This is a genomic window from Faecalibacterium prausnitzii, assembly GCF_049532945.1.
Taxonomy (GTDB): domain Bacteria; phylum Bacillota; class Clostridia; order Oscillospirales; family Ruminococcaceae; genus Faecalibacterium; species Faecalibacterium prausnitzii_N.
The window spans coordinates 995,899-1,010,848 of sequence record NZ_CP186691.1 but is presented as its reverse complement, the minus strand read 5'-3'; the positions used below and the strand labels follow the sequence as shown (position 1 = coordinate 1,010,848).

Here is a 14,950-nt window from a genome sequence, read left to right as displayed (position 1 = left end):
AAAATGTTTTGTATAAAATTGTTCTTTGTCAAACAAAAAAGTAAAAAAGGGAGGATTACCAGATGATCAAAAAGTTAGTGTCGCATCTGGGCGAGTATAAACGCGCCGCAGTCCTGACACCGCTCTTTGCCGCTCTGGAAGCCGTGATGGATGTGCTTTTGCCCACCATCATGGCCTTTATCATCGATCAGGGCATTGAAAAGGGCGATATGAACGCCATCCTCAAGTACGGCCTGCTCACCTTTCTGGTGGCTGTGGTCGCGCTGGCGCTGGGCGTTCTGGCCGGCAAATACGCCGCCGAGGCATCCACCGGCTTTGCCGGAAATCTGCGCGATGCTATGTATGAGAACATCCAGCATTATTCTTTTTCCAACATTGATAAATTCTCCACCGCAGGCCTTGTCACCCGCATGACCACCGACGTGACCAACGTACAGAACGCATTCCAGATGATCGAGCGCATGTGCGTGCGCGCCCCGGTGCATCTGGTGTTCGCGCTTCTCATGGCTTCCGCCATCAGCGGCGCATTGTCGCTGGTGTTCGTGGTGGCCATCGTCTTTCTGGTGGCGGTGCTGGCAGGCATCATGGTGCCCACCTTCCACATCTTTGACCGGGTGTTCAAAAACTACGATGCCCTGAACGCTTCCGTGCAGGAAAACGTCTCCGCCATCCGCGTAGTGAAGAGCTTCGTGCGCGAGGGCTTTGAAAACGAGAAGTACACCAAAGCCTGCCAGAGCCTGTACGACCAGTTTGTGAACGCTGAGAGCCGCCTGAGCTTCAATAACCCTGCCATGCTCACCGCCGTTTACGGCTGCAACATCGCCCTGAGCTGGCTGGGTGCCAAGTACGTTCTGCACGGTGCCATTACCACCGGCCAGCTGAACGCTCTGTTCGGCTACATCATGAACATCCTCATGGCCCTGATGATGCTGAGCATGGCCTTTGTCATGATCTCCATGTCTGCCGCTTCCGCAAAGCGTATTGTGGAAGTGCTGGACGAGACCACCGACCTGCCCGCCCCCAAGGCTCCGGTGGACACCGTGGCCGACGGCAGCATCGCCTTCGAGCATGTCACCTTCAAGTATAAGCACGGCAGCGGCCAGCCGGTGCTGAATGATATCACCTTCAGCATCAAGCCCGGTGAGACCTTAGGTATCATCGGCGGCACTGGCAGCGCAAAATCCAGCCTTGTGCAGCTGATCCCCCGCCTGTATGATGCCGAGAGCGGCACCGTGCGCGTGGGCGGCGTGGATGTGCGCGACTACAACCTCGACGTGCTGCGCCGCGAGGTGTCCATGGTGCTGCAGAAGAACGTGCTGTTCAGCGGCACCATTCTCGATAACCTGCGCTGGGGCGATGAGAACGCCAGCGAGGAAGAGTGCATCCGTGTGGCAAAGCTTGCCTGCGCCGATGAGTTCATCGAGCGCTTCCCGGACAAATACAATACATGGATCGAGCAGGGCGGCTCCAATGTGTCCGGCGGCCAGAAGCAGCGCCTGACCATCGCCCGCGCCCTGCTGCGCAAGCCCAAGGTTCTGATTTTGGACGACTCCACCAGCGCCGTGGATACCGCTACTGATGCCAAGATCCGCAAGGCATTCCGGGAGGAGATCCCCGGCACCACCAAGATCATCATTGCACAGCGCATTTCCTCGGTGCAGGACGCCGACCGCATCCTTGTGCTGGATAACGGTAAGATCGATGGTCTGGGCACCCACGAAGAGCTGCTCAAGACCAACGCCATCTATCAGGAAGTTTACAACAGCCAGACCCAGGGCAGCGGCGACTTTGACAAACAGGGAGGTGAACAGTAATGGCTCAGGCAAAAGAAGTTCGCGGCCCCGGCCCGCGCGGCGCAGGCCAGCCCCGGCCCAAGGTGGAAAACCCGGGCAAGCTGCTGAAGCGCATCATGGATGAGGTATTCCGGCACTATCTGCCCCATTGCATCCTTGTACTTGTCTGCATCGTGGTCAGCGCGCTGGCAAACGTTCAGGCCAGTCTGTTCTTAAAGACCCTGATGGACGATTACATCGTACCCATGACCCAGCAGGCCACCCCCGATTTCGGCCCGCTGGCCGCAGCACTGGGCCGCATCGGCTGCGTTTACGCCGTCGGCATTCTGGCCGCATGGCTCAACGCCCGCATCATGGTCAACGTGACGCAGGGCACCCTGCGCAACCTGCGCACCCAGCTGTTCACCCACATGGAGAGCCTGCCCATCAAGTATTTTGACCAGCATCCCCACGGCGACATCATGTCCGTGTACACCAACGACGTGGATACCCTGCGCCAGATGCTCAGCCAGAGCATCCCGCAGCTGGTGTCCAGCGCCATTACCATTGTTTCCGTCCTCACCAGCATGGTGCTGATGAGCTGGCAGCTCACGATCGTGACCCTGTGCATGGTGGCTCTGATGCTCTTCTGCACCAAGAAGATCACCTCCATGAGCGGCAAGTACTTCATCGCCCAGCAGAAAGATCTGGGCAAGTTGAACGGCTATATCGAAGAGATGATGGAGGGCCAGAAGGTCGTCAAGGTGTTCACCCACGAACAGAAGGCGCTGGCCGGCTTCCGCCAGCTGAACGACCAGCTGAAGGACAGCGCCAACAAAGCCAACAGCTTTGCCAACATCATGATGCCGGTCAACGCCCAGCTGGGCAACATCAGCTATGCCGTCTGTGCGCTGGCAGGCGCAGCCATGGCCGTCGGCAATGTCGGCGGCATGACGCTGGGCACCGTCATGGCCTTCCTCTCCCTGAACAAGGGCTTCAACATGCCCATCAGTCAGGTGTCCATGCAGGCCAACAGCATCATCATGGCTCTGGCTGGTGCCGAGCGTATCTTCAAGATGATGGACGAAGAGAGCGAGACCGACGAGGGCTATGTCACGCTGGTCAACGCCAAGTACGACCGCAACGACCAGCTGGTGGAGACGGACGAGCGCACCGGCCTGTGGGCATGGAAGCACCCGCACCACGACGGCACTACCACCTACCACAAGCTGGAAGGCAACATCACCTTTACCGATGTAGACTTTGGCTATGTGCCGGAAAAAACCGTCCTGCACGATATCAACCTGTATGGCCGTCCGGGCCAGAAGATCGCCTTTGTCGGCTCTACCGGTGCCGGTAAGACCACCATCACCAACCTCATCAACCGGTTCTACGACATTCAGGACGGCAAGATCCGCTACGACGGCATCAACATCCACAAGATCAAAAAAGCCGATCTGCGCCGTTCTCTGGGCATCGTGCTGCAGGACACCCATCTGTTCACCGGCACGGTGATGGAGAACATCCGCTACGGCCGGCTGGATGCCACCGATGAAGAGTGCATCGCCGCCGCCCGCCTTGCCAACGCGGATGGCTTCATCAAGCGCCTGCCGGAAGGCTACAACACCATGCTCACCGGCGATGGTGCCAACCTCTCGCAGGGCCAGCGCCAGCTGCTGGCCATCGCCCGCGCCGCCGTGGCAGATCCCCCGGTGCTGATCCTGGACGAGGCCACCTCCTCCATCGATACCCGCACCGAAGCGCTGGTGCAGCGCGGCATGGACGGCCTGATGTACGGCCGCACCAGCTTTGTCATTGCGCACCGCCTGTCCACCGTCCGCAATGCAGACTGCATCGTGGTGCTGGAGCAGGGCCGCATCATCGAGCGCGGCAGCCACGACGAGCTGATCGCTAAAAAAGGCAAGTATTACCAGCTGTACACCGGCAATCTGGCCGAGAACTGAGCATAAAAAATACGGAGCATCGCTGCGGCGATGCTCCGTATTTTTTTGTCTGCTTATTCCAGCCCGATCTGCTGTGCATACTCTTCCAGCAGCTCCCGCTCCAGGAACGGGGTCTTGACACCCTCGCGGTCACGGTAGGTCTCGTGGCCCTTGCCAATGACGGCGATCAGGTCGCCCTCCTGCGCGTGATCCACTGCGTAGTGCAGCGCATCCAGACGGTCGGGGATCTCCACGAACTTTGCGTCCGGGTTGCCCTTGTTCATGCCCACGCGGATATCAGCAAGGATGTCCTCCACCTTTTCAAAGCGGTTGTTGTCCTCGGTAAGGATGGAGAAATCGGCCATCTTGGCGCAGATCTCGCCCATGCCGTAGCGGCGCAGCTTGGAGCGGTTGCCGCCGCAGCCGAACACCACCACCAGACGGTGGGGCTTGTAGGCCCGCAGAGTGGTGAGCAGGCTCTCTGTGGACACCTCGTTGTGGGCGTAGTCCAGCAGGATGGTGAACTTCTTGCTGATGGGCACCAGCTCCACCCGGCCCTTGACCACGCACTTGCCAAGGCCGTCGTGGATGGCCTGATCCGGCAGGCCCAGCACCTTGCCCACCGCCAGAGCTGCCAGCGCGTTGTACACGCTGAACTCACCGGGCATGTTCACCTTCACATCCATCTCGTCCTTGCCGGTCACATGGAACTTCACGCCCAGAAAATCGTGGGTGCGCAGCAGTTCAAAGCCGGTCTCGCGGTAGTCCGCCTGCTCAGCGCGGCCATAGGTGACAAGGCGGCAGGTGTGGCCTTCCAGCAGGGCTTCGGTATTCTCATCGTCAATGTTCACCACGCCCACATCGCAGCGCTTGAACAGCTGGCCCTTCCAGCTGCGGTACTCCTCAAAGGTCTTGTGCTCGCCGGGGCCGATGTGATCCGGCGAAAGGTTGGTGAACACGCCCACATTGTAGTGCACACCGGCCACGCGGTCCATCATCAGGCCCTGGCTGGAAACTTCCATCAGCGCGGTGTCGCAGCCTGCATCCAGAAATTCCCGAAAGGTCTTTTGCAGCTCGTAGCTTTCCGGAGTGGTGTTGGCAGTTTCCTTGTGGCGGCCCATATAATAAATGCCGTTGGTGCCGATCATGCCCACCTTGCGGCCTGCAGCTTCCAGCACGCTCTTGATCATGTGGGTGGTAGTGGTCTTGCCCTTGGTGCCGGTCACACCGATCATGGTCATCTGGCGGGACGGGTTGCCGAAGAGGTTCGCGCTCATCAGAGCCATGGCATAGCGGCTGCTTTCCACCTTGACCACGGTCACGCCCGGCATGGCGGAAAGGTCGATGTCGTGCTGGATGACCAGCACGCTCACGCCTTTGGCGGCGCAGTCGGCCGCGAAGGTGTGGCTGTCGCGCTGGGTACCCACGATGCAGACGAAGGCCTTGCCCTCGGCTGCCTTGCGGCTGTCGTAGATGATATCCGAGATCTCGGTGTCCAGACTGCCCTGCGCAAGGGTAAAGGGCACGCCTTCCAGTAACTGTTCCAGTTTCATACATGAACCTCGCTTTTTCAGTTTGCAGCTCCGGTGCCTGCCGTATCCTGTGCGGCGGGGGCCGGGTCTGTCTCTGTGGTCGGAGCCTGGGCATCGTCCGCAGGCTGTGCAGCGGCGTCCGCCGGGGGCGCTGCTTCATCGGCGGCACCCACTGCGGTGCTGTCCGCCGTTTCCTCTGCCGGGGCCTCCTCCGGTGTCGTCGGCTCCGGCACGACATAGCCGGACGGCAGCTCCGGCTCGCCCTGCGCAAAGGTGAACTTGCGGGTGCTGGACATGCTGATGTGGGTGAAGTCCAGCGTACCGGTGTCGGTGGCTGCGCAGCCCTTGCCGTCCTCATTGAGCAGAACATGCCGGGCCAGCTTGAGCTTGTAGTCCAGTTCGTTCAGGGTGCCCAGCCGGACGCTGATGCGGTCCTGATACAGGAACGCCATCTCCTCCGGGTCGGCAAACTCGATGCGGGTGACATCCCCGCGCATCCCGGCGGTATCCAGCGCCGTCAGCAGGGTGCTGAGGGCTTCCAACCGCTTATCGCCCGCCTCCTCTTCCACGGCAGCGGAGGCGCTGGCCGCGTCGGAGGCACTCTCCGAAGCGGTGCTGCTGTCTGCCGGTGTTTCCTCCTCGAAGCACAGCTGCTCGCCGGGGTCCGAGAAGACCGGCTCGCCGCCGTACAGCGTGGGCAGGCCGGTGGGTTGGGCGGAGTCCGCCGCCAGGATCTTCAGCCCGGCCGAGAGGGTCAGCCAGCCCTTTGCCGTCTGCATGGCGTAGGCGGGCTGGGCTTCCGTCACCCGCACGACCACGGTGCTGGGGTAGTCCCGCTCCACCCGGATGTCCTCCAGCATGGGGAAGACCTTTTCCAGCGCGGCGGCTTTGGCGGCGGGGTCAAAGCTGAAAATGTTCTCTTCGGTCTGCACACCCAGTGCCTGCAGGATCTGCTCGCTGGAGTAGCCGCCCGCTTCGCTCACCACGCCGTCCGCCGTCTGCACCTGAATGGTGCCGATCTTAAACAGCATGGTGACCGTCAAATAGATGCCTGCCGCGATGACGCAGAGCAGCATGGCCAGCGCGGTCAGGCGCTGGATGGCTCTGCGGCGTCGGAGGGCCTTGCGGGTCATCTTCCGTTTCTTTTTTCCTTCCCGGCGGGCGGGGTCCCGCAGGTTCGCCTGCGTAGGGCGGAGCCTCTGGCCGCTGGCCGGGCGCCGGGCGTTCGGGTTCTGAGGCCGGGCCTTTCCATTGCGGGGCCGCTGGCTCTGCGGTGCGCTTGTTCTCCGCTGGTTCTGGCGCGGCGCATTTGATGCCCGGTTCCGGGAGGGGTTCTGCTTCTGGACGGGGCGGCCTCCGGTGGGGAACTGGATGCTGTTGTCCGGGTAGCTGCCGGAGCCGGTATCCCGCGCCGCATAGCGGCTGGGCCGGGGCGCATCGGGGTCATAGTTCGGGTTGGTCACCGGGTGTCTGCCGGGCGTCGTGGAGCTTGGATAACCCACATTGCTCCGGTCTGCCGGGCGGCTGGGCCGGGTGTCCCGCGCCTGATCGTAGACCGGGCGGCGCTTCCCATTTTTCTTCCGGTTCTGGGGTCGGTCTGCCATTGGGCCGCACCTCCTTTCCTTTGGATTTCACGTTCTGTTACGGGGTCTTGACCAGCTGGAGCAGGGCATTGGCGATGCGGTCCAGGCTGTCGTCCACCGAGAGCTTCCGGGCGTTCTGGCCCATCTGCGCCAGCTTGCCCGGCTCGGCCAGCAGGTCGGCCACGGTGGCCACGAGTGCTTCGCCGGTCAGGTCTTTTTCCTCGATCACCACAGCGGCATCGGCCTTCTGCAGTTCCATGGCATTGAAGTACTGGTGGTTCTCAGCCACATTGGGGCTGGGGATGAGCACGGCTGCACGGCCAACAGCTTCCAGCTCGGCCAGCGTCAGCGCACCGGCGCGGCTGATGACAAGGTCTGCCGCAGCCAGCAGTTCCGGCATATTGTTGATGTATTCCTTCACCACAAGGCCGTCGCCGGGGGCAAAGCCCTTCTCTTTTTCGAGGTTCTGGAACAGCTGCACACCGTACTGGCCGGTAGCGTGGAGATGCAGCACCGGCTTCTGATTTTTCTGCTCCCAGGCGCAGAGGTCGGCCACGACCTCATTGACCCGCCGTGCTCCCAGACTGCCGCCGAAGGAAAGGATCACCGTGCGGTCGCCCGCGCCCAGCTCAGCGCGGATGGCATCGCGGTTCCCGGCCTGGGCAAACACCTCCGGGCGCACCGGATTGCCCACCACGATGGTCTTATCAGGTGCGCCCAGCTTTTCCACAGCAGCAGGCACGGCGGCAAACACGAGATCCACATCCGGTGCCAGCAGCTTGTTGGTCACGCCGGGGAAGGCGTTCTGCTCATGAATGGCGGTGTGGATGCCCATTTTGGCGGCACAGCGCACCACCGGGCCGGACACATAGCCGCCGCAGCCGATCACAAGATCGGGTTTGACCTCCTTCATAATGGCCTTTGCCTTGGGGCCAGAGAGGGCCAGATTCCACAGCGTAACGATGTTGCGCTTGATGTTGTTCAGCGACAGCCTGCGCTGGAAACCGGTGATCTCGATATGGTGGAAGGGATAGCCCGCCTGTCCTACCAGGCGGTACTCCATGCCCTCCTTGCGGCCGGCAAAGTGGATCTCGGCAGAAGGGTCTGCCTTTTTGATAGCACCTGCAATGGCAAGTGCCGGGTTGATATGGCCGGCAGTGCCGCCGGCAGCGATCAGAACTCGCATCTTGGTTCCTCCTTATGATTCGGTCCGCGCTCTGCGCGCGGTATCCAGCACGATGGTCTTTTCCCGGCGGCGGGCCTCCCGCTCCTCGTGGGCGCGGCAGCGCTCCTGACGGGTGCGCTCTCCGTTGCGCCCAATGTTCACCATCACGCCCATTTCTGCCAGCAGCAAGATCAGACTGGTGCCGCCGGACGAGAAAAACGGCAGGCTGATGCCGGTATTCGGGATGGTGTTGGTGACCACAGCGATGTTGCAGAACACCTGCCAGGCGATCTGCGCCATAATGCCAATCCCCACCATGGTGCAGAACTGGTTCTCGGCGTGGAAGGCCAGCCAGAACCCCTGCACGAGGAAGACCACGAACAGCACGATGACCAGCACGGCCCCCGCAAAGCCCAGCTCCTCGCAGACGACACTGAAGATGAAGTCGTTGGTGCTTTCCGGCAGCCAGAGCTGCTTTTCCACGCTGTTGCCAAGGCCAAGGCCCTTCAGTCCGCCGGAGCCGATGGCGTACAGACTTTGCAGGGTCTGGTCTGTCATCTTGGTCAGGTCCTGCGTCCAGCCGTCCAGACGGCTTTGCAGGTAAGGGATGGAGTCGATGTGCTGCAAGATCGTTTCCAGCAGAAAGATGCCGGCTGCACCGCCCACCCAGGTGATGACGCCGCCGTTGCCGCCCAGCAGCAGGATGGTGCCCACGATGGCGGTGGTCAGCAGGATGCCGGACATGTGCGGCTCCATCACAAGCAGCAGAATGACCGGCAGCAGCGGGAGCAGCGGCAGGAGCAGCTCCCGCACCAGCCGCTGCTGCAGCCAGGGCCCCACCGGCACCCGGCCTCTGCGGCTGGGGTCCAGTTTTTCCAGCCGGGGGGCCTTGGCCGCGATGTGGGCCGTGAGCAGGATCATCTCAAACTTCGCGATCTCCGAGACCTGCACCGTCATACCGGCCACGCGCAGCCAGCGCTTGCAGCCGTTCAGCGGGGTGCTGAACAGCACCAGCACCAGCAGCGCCAGCACAAGGAAATACCCTGGCCAGACCAGCCTGCGGAGCAGCCGGTGGTCTACATAGGAGAACAAAAACATGGCCACAAGGCCCAGCCCCAGGCAGAGCACCTGGGATTTGATGTAGTGCAGGCTGTCGCCCATGCGCAGGTAGCCGGTGGTGTAGCTTGCGCTGTACAGCATTACAAGGCCGAACACCATGATAATGGCCAGCGTTGCCAGCCAGTAAAGCAGAATGGGAGACCAGGGGCCGGGGTCCCGCTGCAGCAGCGCGAACGGCTCCGGCTTTTTTCGGCGGATGGTTGCCATCTGCACACCTCCTCAACTGATTTTTGCCCATTGCAGGGCCAGCGCGGCGCCCAGCAGGGCGAGCACACAGAATGTATAAAAGATCTGCACCGCACTGCTGCCGCGCACCTCCATCCAGCGGTGGAGCGGGGCCGTGCGGAAGAGCTGCTTTTTCCCATGCGTGGTTTGATAGACCACGATCTGCACCGCCACCATGCCGCCCTCCAGCCAGTAGGGCAGCCCCAGCGGGAGCGCAAGGTCCGGCCATCCGATGCACAGCGGCGCACAGCCCAGTGCTCCGGCCAGAAACAGGCTGCCCACGCTGCCCAGCCGCAGCCGGGCGGGCGGGAAGTTCCAGAGCAGGAACGCCATCAGCGCCCCGGCCAGCGCCGCCGGGAAGACGGCCAGCGGGAACCAGCCGAGGATGGTCATGCAGAGCATCAGGCCCAGCTGGGCCGCAAATGCGGTGCCGCAGCACAGGCCGTCGATGCCGTCCGCGATGCGGACGCTCTCGGCCAGCGCCACAAGGCCCGCTTCCCAGACCAGTGGGGCCAGAACGCCCAGCTCCACATAGCCCAGGCCCGGCAGGGCCAGCCCGGTGGCAAGGCAGCGGCTGGCCCCCAGCAGCAAGAGCACCACGGCACCGGCCCCCGCTTCCAGCAGCAGGCGGGTGCCCCGGCGCAGGCCCAGCGGGGCACGGCGGCGGATGCGGGCCAGATCATCGGCCAGGCCGACGCCGCCAAACAGCAGCGCCCCGAACAGGGCGATGAGCAGCCGGGTGGAGAGCAGGCCCTCCGTGCCCAGCAGCTGCGGTTCGGCCACGCAGGCGGCGGTCCAACCCACGCCCACGGCGGCCAGCACCCCCACCATCAGGCACAGCCCGCCCATCGTGGGCGGCTGGGCCGGGCGCTCCGGGTCTTCGTCCGGGTCCAGACCCGGCGCGGCGTCCGGCCGTTCCGGCTCCGGCGGGCGGGTGGGCTGCTGGCGGCTCTGGAAGGCCCGCAGCAGCGGCACCATCAGATTCCCCATCGCCGCCGTGAGGACGAACCCCAGTGTCGATGCGACGATCAAGGCAAAACGGATCATATCACTGCTGCTCCTTGTAGAAGAGTTCCAGCACTTTTTCCAGCGCCATGCCGCGGCTTGCCTTCACCAGCAGGGCATCGCCCGGCTGCATCAGCCGGAGCAGGGCGTCGGCGGCTTCGCGGTAGGTGTTGGCGTGCAGGGTGGTCAGGCCCTTGGCCGCAGCCACCACAGCCGTGCGTCGGGCCTGCTCGCCGTAGGTGATGAGGGTGTCGATGCCGCTTTCCGCCGCCTGACGGCCCACTTCCTCGTGGGCCTCACGGCTCAGGTCTCCCAGCTCCAGCATATCGCCCAGCAGGGCAAAGCGGCGCTTGCAGGGGAATTCCTTGAACATGGCAAGCGCGGCCTTCATGCTGTCGGGGTTTGCATTGTAGCAATCCTCAATGACAGTAACGCCCTTGCTGTGCACCATCTTCTGGCGCATCCCGGTCTGCTCAAAGTTGCTGATGCCCCGCAGCACCTTCCGGGCATTGAGGCCCAGCCGGGTGGCGGCGCAATAGGCGGCCAGCGCATTGGCCACGTTGTGGCGGCCCATCGCAGGGATATGCACCATAAAGGTGCCCTCTTCCTGATCTTCCAGCACAAAGCTCATGCCGTCGGTCTCCTGCTGGATGGACAGGGCGCAGACATCCGCGCCCTCGTCGCCCAGGCTGAACCAGACGGGCCGGACATGCTCCGGCAGCTCTGCCTTCCGCAGGAAGGGGTCGTCGCCGTTCAGCACCAGCGGTGCACCCTCCGGCAGGCCGTTGCAGATCTCCAGCTTTGCCTTGCAGATGTTCTCCTGACTACCCAGATTGCCGATGTGGGACACACCAATGCAGGTAATGATGCCCACATCCGGGCGGGCGCAGCGGCTCAGCCGCTCGATCTCGCCCAGGTGGCTCATGCCCATCTCGACGACGGCATATTCGGTCTCGTTCCCGATGCGGAACATCGTGCGGGGCATGCCCAGTTCATTGTTCTGGTTGCCCTCGGTCTTGATGGTCTCGCCAAAGCCTGCAAGGGCGGCGTAGGTCATCTGCTTGGTGGTGGTCTTGCCCACGCTGCCGGTCACACCCACCATCTTGGGGTGATACTGGCTGCGGTAGTTCGCACCCATCACCATCATGGCGTGGTAGCTGTCCGGGCAGAGGATGGCCTTTTCCGCAGGCACGCCCTCCACCGGGTGGTTCACCACCACACAGAAGGCCCCGGCTTCCAGTGCTTTGGCCGCAAAATCGTGGCCGTCAAATTTTTCACCCGGGAACGCTACAAAAATGCAGCCGGGCCGCACCTCGCGGCTGTCGGTGGTCACAAGGGACACTTCGGCGTCCCCGGCGTCAAAGCCTTCCGGCGCAAGGCCGTTCAGCAGAATGCTTGCTCTGATCTTTTCCATACGATACTCTCCCTTTTCCTGATATCACTCGATCGTCTTCCATACGAGATGCCGTTCCTCTTACCAACAGCCCCCAGCAGATTGGATCCTCACGACCCGGCTGCCAATGGCTCTCCCTTGGGGAGAGCTGGCGCGAAGCGCCTGAGAGGGTTTACCCGCAGGTAATGGTCACGACGGTGCCGCGCTGGACGCTGGCCCCCGCCGCCTCGCTCTGCTCCTGGACCAGGCCGTTCGCATCGCCGGCCACAATGCAGTTGAGCCCGGCTGCTGCCAACATCTGGCGGGCAAAGTCCGCGCTCTTGCCGGTCACATCCGGCACATCGGTATGGCTGCCCTCATAGGTATCGGTATACAGGTACACGGTGGTGCCGTAGGCCACCTTTGCACCCGCGTGCGGATACTGGTAGGTGACAGCTGCTGCCGCCTGACTGGTGGTGCTTTCGGCCAGCTGATGCCTGAGGCCCTTGATGTTCAGCTGCACCTGCGCACTGCTCCACTCGTTGCCGATGAGGTTGGGCACCTTGACGATGGTTCCGCTGCGGTCGGTGCCGTCGGCGGCAATGCCAAGGTAGGGTGCGATCTCGCTGATGATGTTGCCCACAACGGGCGCTGCCAGCAGGGACGAGTAGTCCGTTCTGGCGTTGTTGGGGTCATCCAGCATCACATAGACGATGATCTCCGGGTCGTCGGCGGGCAGGACAGCGGCAAAGGATGCCACCTTCTTGTAGTCGCCGTCGGCACGGCGGTCCATGTTCAACTGTTCGGAAGTGCCGGACTTGCCGCCGATACGGTAGCCGGACACATAGGCGCCGCCGCCGGTGCCGTTGCCCACCTCATATTCCATGATCTGGCGGATCACATTGCTGGTACTCTCGCTGATGACCTGACGGCGCACATTGGCACCGATCTCCTCGATCACGTTGCCATTTGCATCGGTGATCTTATCCACCACATGGGGCGTGACCAGATAGCCGCCGTTGACGGCAGCGGAGATGGCCGTGCAGACCTGCAGCGGCGTGACCGCCATGGCCTGACCGAAGGCCGACGAGGCCAGCTCGACTTCACCCAGGCGGCTCTTGCTGTAATACTGCATGAAGCCCGTCTCACTGGGCAGGTCCACGCCGGTGCGCTCGGTGAAGCCGAAAGCGTCGAAGTAATCATAGAACAGGCTGGAACCGATGCGCTGGCCCAGCTGGATATAGTAGATATTGCAGCTCTGACGCAGAGCTTCGGCCAGATTCTGGACGCCATGGGCCTTTTTGCCGGCGCAGTGATAGGTCTCCTTGGCGACACCGTAGGCACCGGAACAGTTCAGCGTGGTGTTGATGGTCGCCTTGCCGGAGTCCACGCCCATGGCCGAGGTGATCACCTTGAACACACTGCCGGGGTAGTACAACTCGGTGATGGCCTTGTTTTTCCACTGGATATCGCGGAAGTAGCCGGAGTAATCGCCCTCCGGGTCCAGCACCTTGTTGCCGTTCGCATCTGTGACAGAACTGCCGTCCTCATTCTTGAGGTAGATGCCGTAGAGTTCCGGTTCGGCGTGGACCAGCTCGTTGAGATAGGCCTCGTTGGCGGTGTAATCCAGCGCGTTATTGGGGTCAAAATCCGGCTTGGAAGCCATGGCAAGGATGGCACCGGTCTTGACGTTCATCACGATGGCGCAGCCGCGGTTCTCCACCGTGTTGGCTGCAATGGCTTCGTTCAGATACCGTTCCACGATCTCCTGCACATTCACATCCAGCGAAAGCACCAGATTGGAGCCATCCTTGGCTGCAAAGGTGGTGGCATTCTCGTCCGCAATGGCGTTGCCGTAGGCATTGCGCTGGGTAATGGTGCGGCCATCCACACCGGCCAGCGTGGACTGATAGGATTTTTCCAGACCGTAGGTGCCGTAGCCGTCGGCATCGCAGAAGCCCAGCACTGCCGCCGCAAACGCTCCGTAGGGGTAATTGCGCTGGAAGCTCTTGGTGGACGAGATGGAGATGCGGCCCTTGCGGATGCCCTTGTCGGCATCGGCCTTTTTGTGAGCCTTGTTATACGCGGTGACGTATTGTTCAATGGACAGCTTGACAGCGTTGTTCACCTTGGTGGCCAGCGTCTGGTAGGCCGAGTCACTCTTGGACAGAGCATCGTACACCGCCTGATACTGGGTCTGGTAGGCCGCCGAGGAGGTATCCACGCTGTCCAGGCTCTCGCCGTCGCCGGAAAGCAGGCGCAGGGTGATCTGGGTGCTGACCTCCTGCAATGCGGCAGGGTCGGCTGTCCTGGTCACCTCGCCGGTGTCATCGTTCTTGCTGCTGGTGAACAGGGCCGTGCTGTAGCTGGGGTCGGCCCAGATGGTCCACACCACGCTGGTGGAGGCCAGCGTGATGCCGGAGGTATCGTAGATCTCGCCGCGGGTGGCCTTGATGGTGGTATCCAGCAGCTGCTGCTGGGCCGCATACTGGCGGAAGGTCGCGCCGTTCTTGATCTGGATATTGTACAGGCTGTGGATGACGATGCCTGCCGCCGCCACGACGAACACCACCGCTGCGCCAAAACTGAAATGCCGCAGCCGTGCGCTCAGCCGCTCGTGCGGGTCGGCGCGGCGCAGCCGGTAAAGCCCTTTTTTGTTCTTGGAGGATGGTTCCTGCATGTTGGTTTGACTCCTGAGAAACCGAAAAAGCGTGCGCTGCCGCACGCTTTTCCTGTTTTATTTTAGTTTGCGCGGTTCACGCGGCCCATGACCATCATGGCACCGTCGTGCAGCAGGTCAGTCCACTGCCGCACAGCGGACTCCTTGCGGACGAGGACGCTGCCCTCGTCCAGGCGGATGTAGGTGATCTGGCTCTGATCAATTTTCATCAGGCCCAGCCTGCCGGCCGTCTCTTCCACGCTGGTAATGTTGGTGCGGTTGTTCAGTGCACTGTTGTAGTAGGTGTACTGGCTCTGCTCGCTGACGAGTTCCGCCTTGGCGTTCTGGATCTTGCTGTTCAGCTCCACCAGCTTGGACTCACTCCACAGCAGGCTGATGGCAAACCCCACCAGCAGCGCCGCCGAGAGCAGCTGCAATGCGTGCTGCATGGCAGCGCGCACCGGGTTCAGCCGGGGCTTGCCGCCTTTTTCCACCCGCAGCGGAACGTTCCGCTGCGTCTGGGGTGCTCTTCTGCGGCGCACCTCTGTCATATCATATGCTGCCTGACCCATGGT

The 14,950-nt window shown here is 62.2% G+C and carries 10 protein-coding genes; 2 read left to right on the top strand and 8 right to left on the bottom strand.

Annotated elements, in window-relative coordinates; all coding sequences use genetic code 11:
• Positions 1–62 precede the first annotated feature (62 nt).
• Both ACNQFG_RS05085 and ACNQFG_RS05080 read left to right on the top strand, forming a co-directional pair.
• Entirely contained in the window at positions 63–1,814 is a 1,752-nt protein-coding gene (locus ACNQFG_RS05085; RefSeq protein WP_423406226.1) for an ABC transporter ATP-binding protein, read from the top strand.
• Positions 1,814–3,736 carry an ABC transporter ATP-binding protein gene (locus ACNQFG_RS05080; protein ID WP_423406225.1) on the top strand — a complete coding sequence of 641 codons (1,923 nt, stop codon included), beginning with the start codon at positions 1,814–1,816 and terminating at the stop codon, positions 3,734–3,736. Before ACNQFG_RS05085 ends, ACNQFG_RS05080 begins: the two co-directional genes overlap by 1 nt.
• Positions 3,737–3,789: 53 nt before the next feature.
• Here ACNQFG_RS05080 and ACNQFG_RS05075 read toward each other — a convergent pair whose 3' ends face one another.
• The 8 genes from ACNQFG_RS05075 to ACNQFG_RS05040 all read right to left on the bottom strand — a co-directional run bounded on the left by ACNQFG_RS05075 (position 3,790) and on the right by ACNQFG_RS05040 (position 14,947).
• Complete coding sequence (locus ACNQFG_RS05075) at positions 3,790–5,268, bottom strand: UDP-N-acetylmuramoyl-L-alanyl-D-glutamate--2,6-diaminopimelate ligase (protein WP_423406224.1); 1,479 nt, start codon at positions 5,266–5,268, stop codon at positions 3,790–3,792.
• Positions 5,269–5,285: 17 nt separating this feature from the next.
• A complete protein-coding gene (locus ACNQFG_RS05070) occupies positions 5,286–6,851 on the bottom strand; it encodes an FtsQ-type POTRA domain-containing protein (protein ID WP_423406223.1) in 1,566 nt (521 codons plus the stop codon).
• 37 nt (positions 6,852–6,888) lie between these two features.
• Positions 6,889–8,016, bottom strand: a complete 1,128-nt coding sequence (gene murG, locus ACNQFG_RS05065; protein ID WP_423406222.1) for an undecaprenyldiphospho-muramoylpentapeptide beta-N-acetylglucosaminyltransferase — start codon at positions 8,014–8,016, stop codon at positions 6,889–6,891.
• 12 nt (positions 8,017–8,028) lie between these two features.
• The gene (locus ACNQFG_RS05060) at positions 8,029–9,321 is read right to left on the bottom strand and encodes an FtsW/RodA/SpoVE family cell cycle protein (protein WP_423406221.1); all 1,293 of its coding nucleotides are present in this window, start codon (positions 9,319–9,321) and stop codon (positions 8,029–8,031) included.
• A gap of 12 nt (positions 9,322–9,333) precedes the next feature.
• Positions 9,334–10,386, bottom strand: coding sequence for a glycosyl transferase family 4 (locus tag ACNQFG_RS05055; protein ID WP_423406220.1), 1,053 nt, complete (start codon positions 10,384–10,386; stop codon positions 9,334–9,336).
• 1 nt (position 10,387) lies between these two features.
• A complete protein-coding gene (locus ACNQFG_RS05050) occupies positions 10,388–11,758 on the bottom strand; it encodes a UDP-N-acetylmuramoyl-tripeptide--D-alanyl-D-alanine ligase (RefSeq protein ID WP_423406219.1) in 1,371 nt (456 codons plus the stop codon).
• Positions 11,759–11,909: 151 nt separating this feature from the next.
• Positions 11,910–14,396 (bottom strand): penicillin-binding transpeptidase domain-containing protein, encoded by a 2,487-nt coding sequence (locus ACNQFG_RS05045; RefSeq protein ID WP_423406218.1) that lies wholly within the window; start codon positions 14,394–14,396, stop codon positions 11,910–11,912.
• Between the two features lie 62 nt (positions 14,397–14,458).
• Complete coding sequence (locus tag ACNQFG_RS05040; protein WP_423406217.1) at positions 14,459–14,947, bottom strand: cell division protein FtsL; 489 nt, start codon at positions 14,945–14,947, stop codon at positions 14,459–14,461.
• Positions 14,948–14,950 lie beyond the last annotated feature (3 nt).

What these genes read in the sequence shown, in the direction of transcription:
- ACNQFG_RS05045 (WP_423406218.1), bottom strand. Translation starts at nt 14,396, where the DNA reads ATGCAGGAACCATCCTCCAAGAACAAAAAAGGGCTTTACCGGCTGCGC.
- ACNQFG_RS05075 (WP_423406224.1), bottom strand. Translation starts at nt 5,268, where the DNA reads ATGAAACTGGAACAGTTACTGGAAGGCGTGCCCTTTACCCTTGCGCAG.
- ACNQFG_RS05085 (WP_423406226.1), top strand. Translation starts at nt 63, where the DNA reads ATGATCAAAAAGTTAGTGTCGCATCTGGGCGAGTATAAACGCGCCGCA.
- ACNQFG_RS05050 (WP_423406219.1), bottom strand. Translation starts at nt 11,758, where the DNA reads ATGGAAAAGATCAGAGCAAGCATTCTGCTGAACGGCCTTGCGCCGGAA.
- ACNQFG_RS05080 (WP_423406225.1), top strand. Translation starts at nt 1,814, where the DNA reads ATGGCTCAGGCAAAAGAAGTTCGCGGCCCCGGCCCGCGCGGCGCAGGC.
- ACNQFG_RS05040 (WP_423406217.1), bottom strand. Translation starts at nt 14,947, where the DNA reads ATGGGTCAGGCAGCATATGATATGACAGAGGTGCGCCGCAGAAGAGCA.
- ACNQFG_RS05060 (WP_423406221.1), bottom strand. Translation starts at nt 9,321, where the DNA reads ATGGCAACCATCCGCCGAAAAAAGCCGGAGCCGTTCGCGCTGCTGCAG.
- murG (WP_423406222.1), bottom strand. Translation starts at nt 8,016, where the DNA reads ATGCGAGTTCTGATCGCTGCCGGCGGCACTGCCGGCCATATCAACCCG.
- ACNQFG_RS05070 (WP_423406223.1), bottom strand. Translation starts at nt 6,851, where the DNA reads ATGGCAGACCGACCCCAGAACCGGAAGAAAAATGGGAAGCGCCGCCCG.
- ACNQFG_RS05055 (WP_423406220.1), bottom strand. Translation starts at nt 10,386, where the DNA reads ATGATCCGTTTTGCCTTGATCGTCGCATCGACACTGGGGTTCGTCCTC.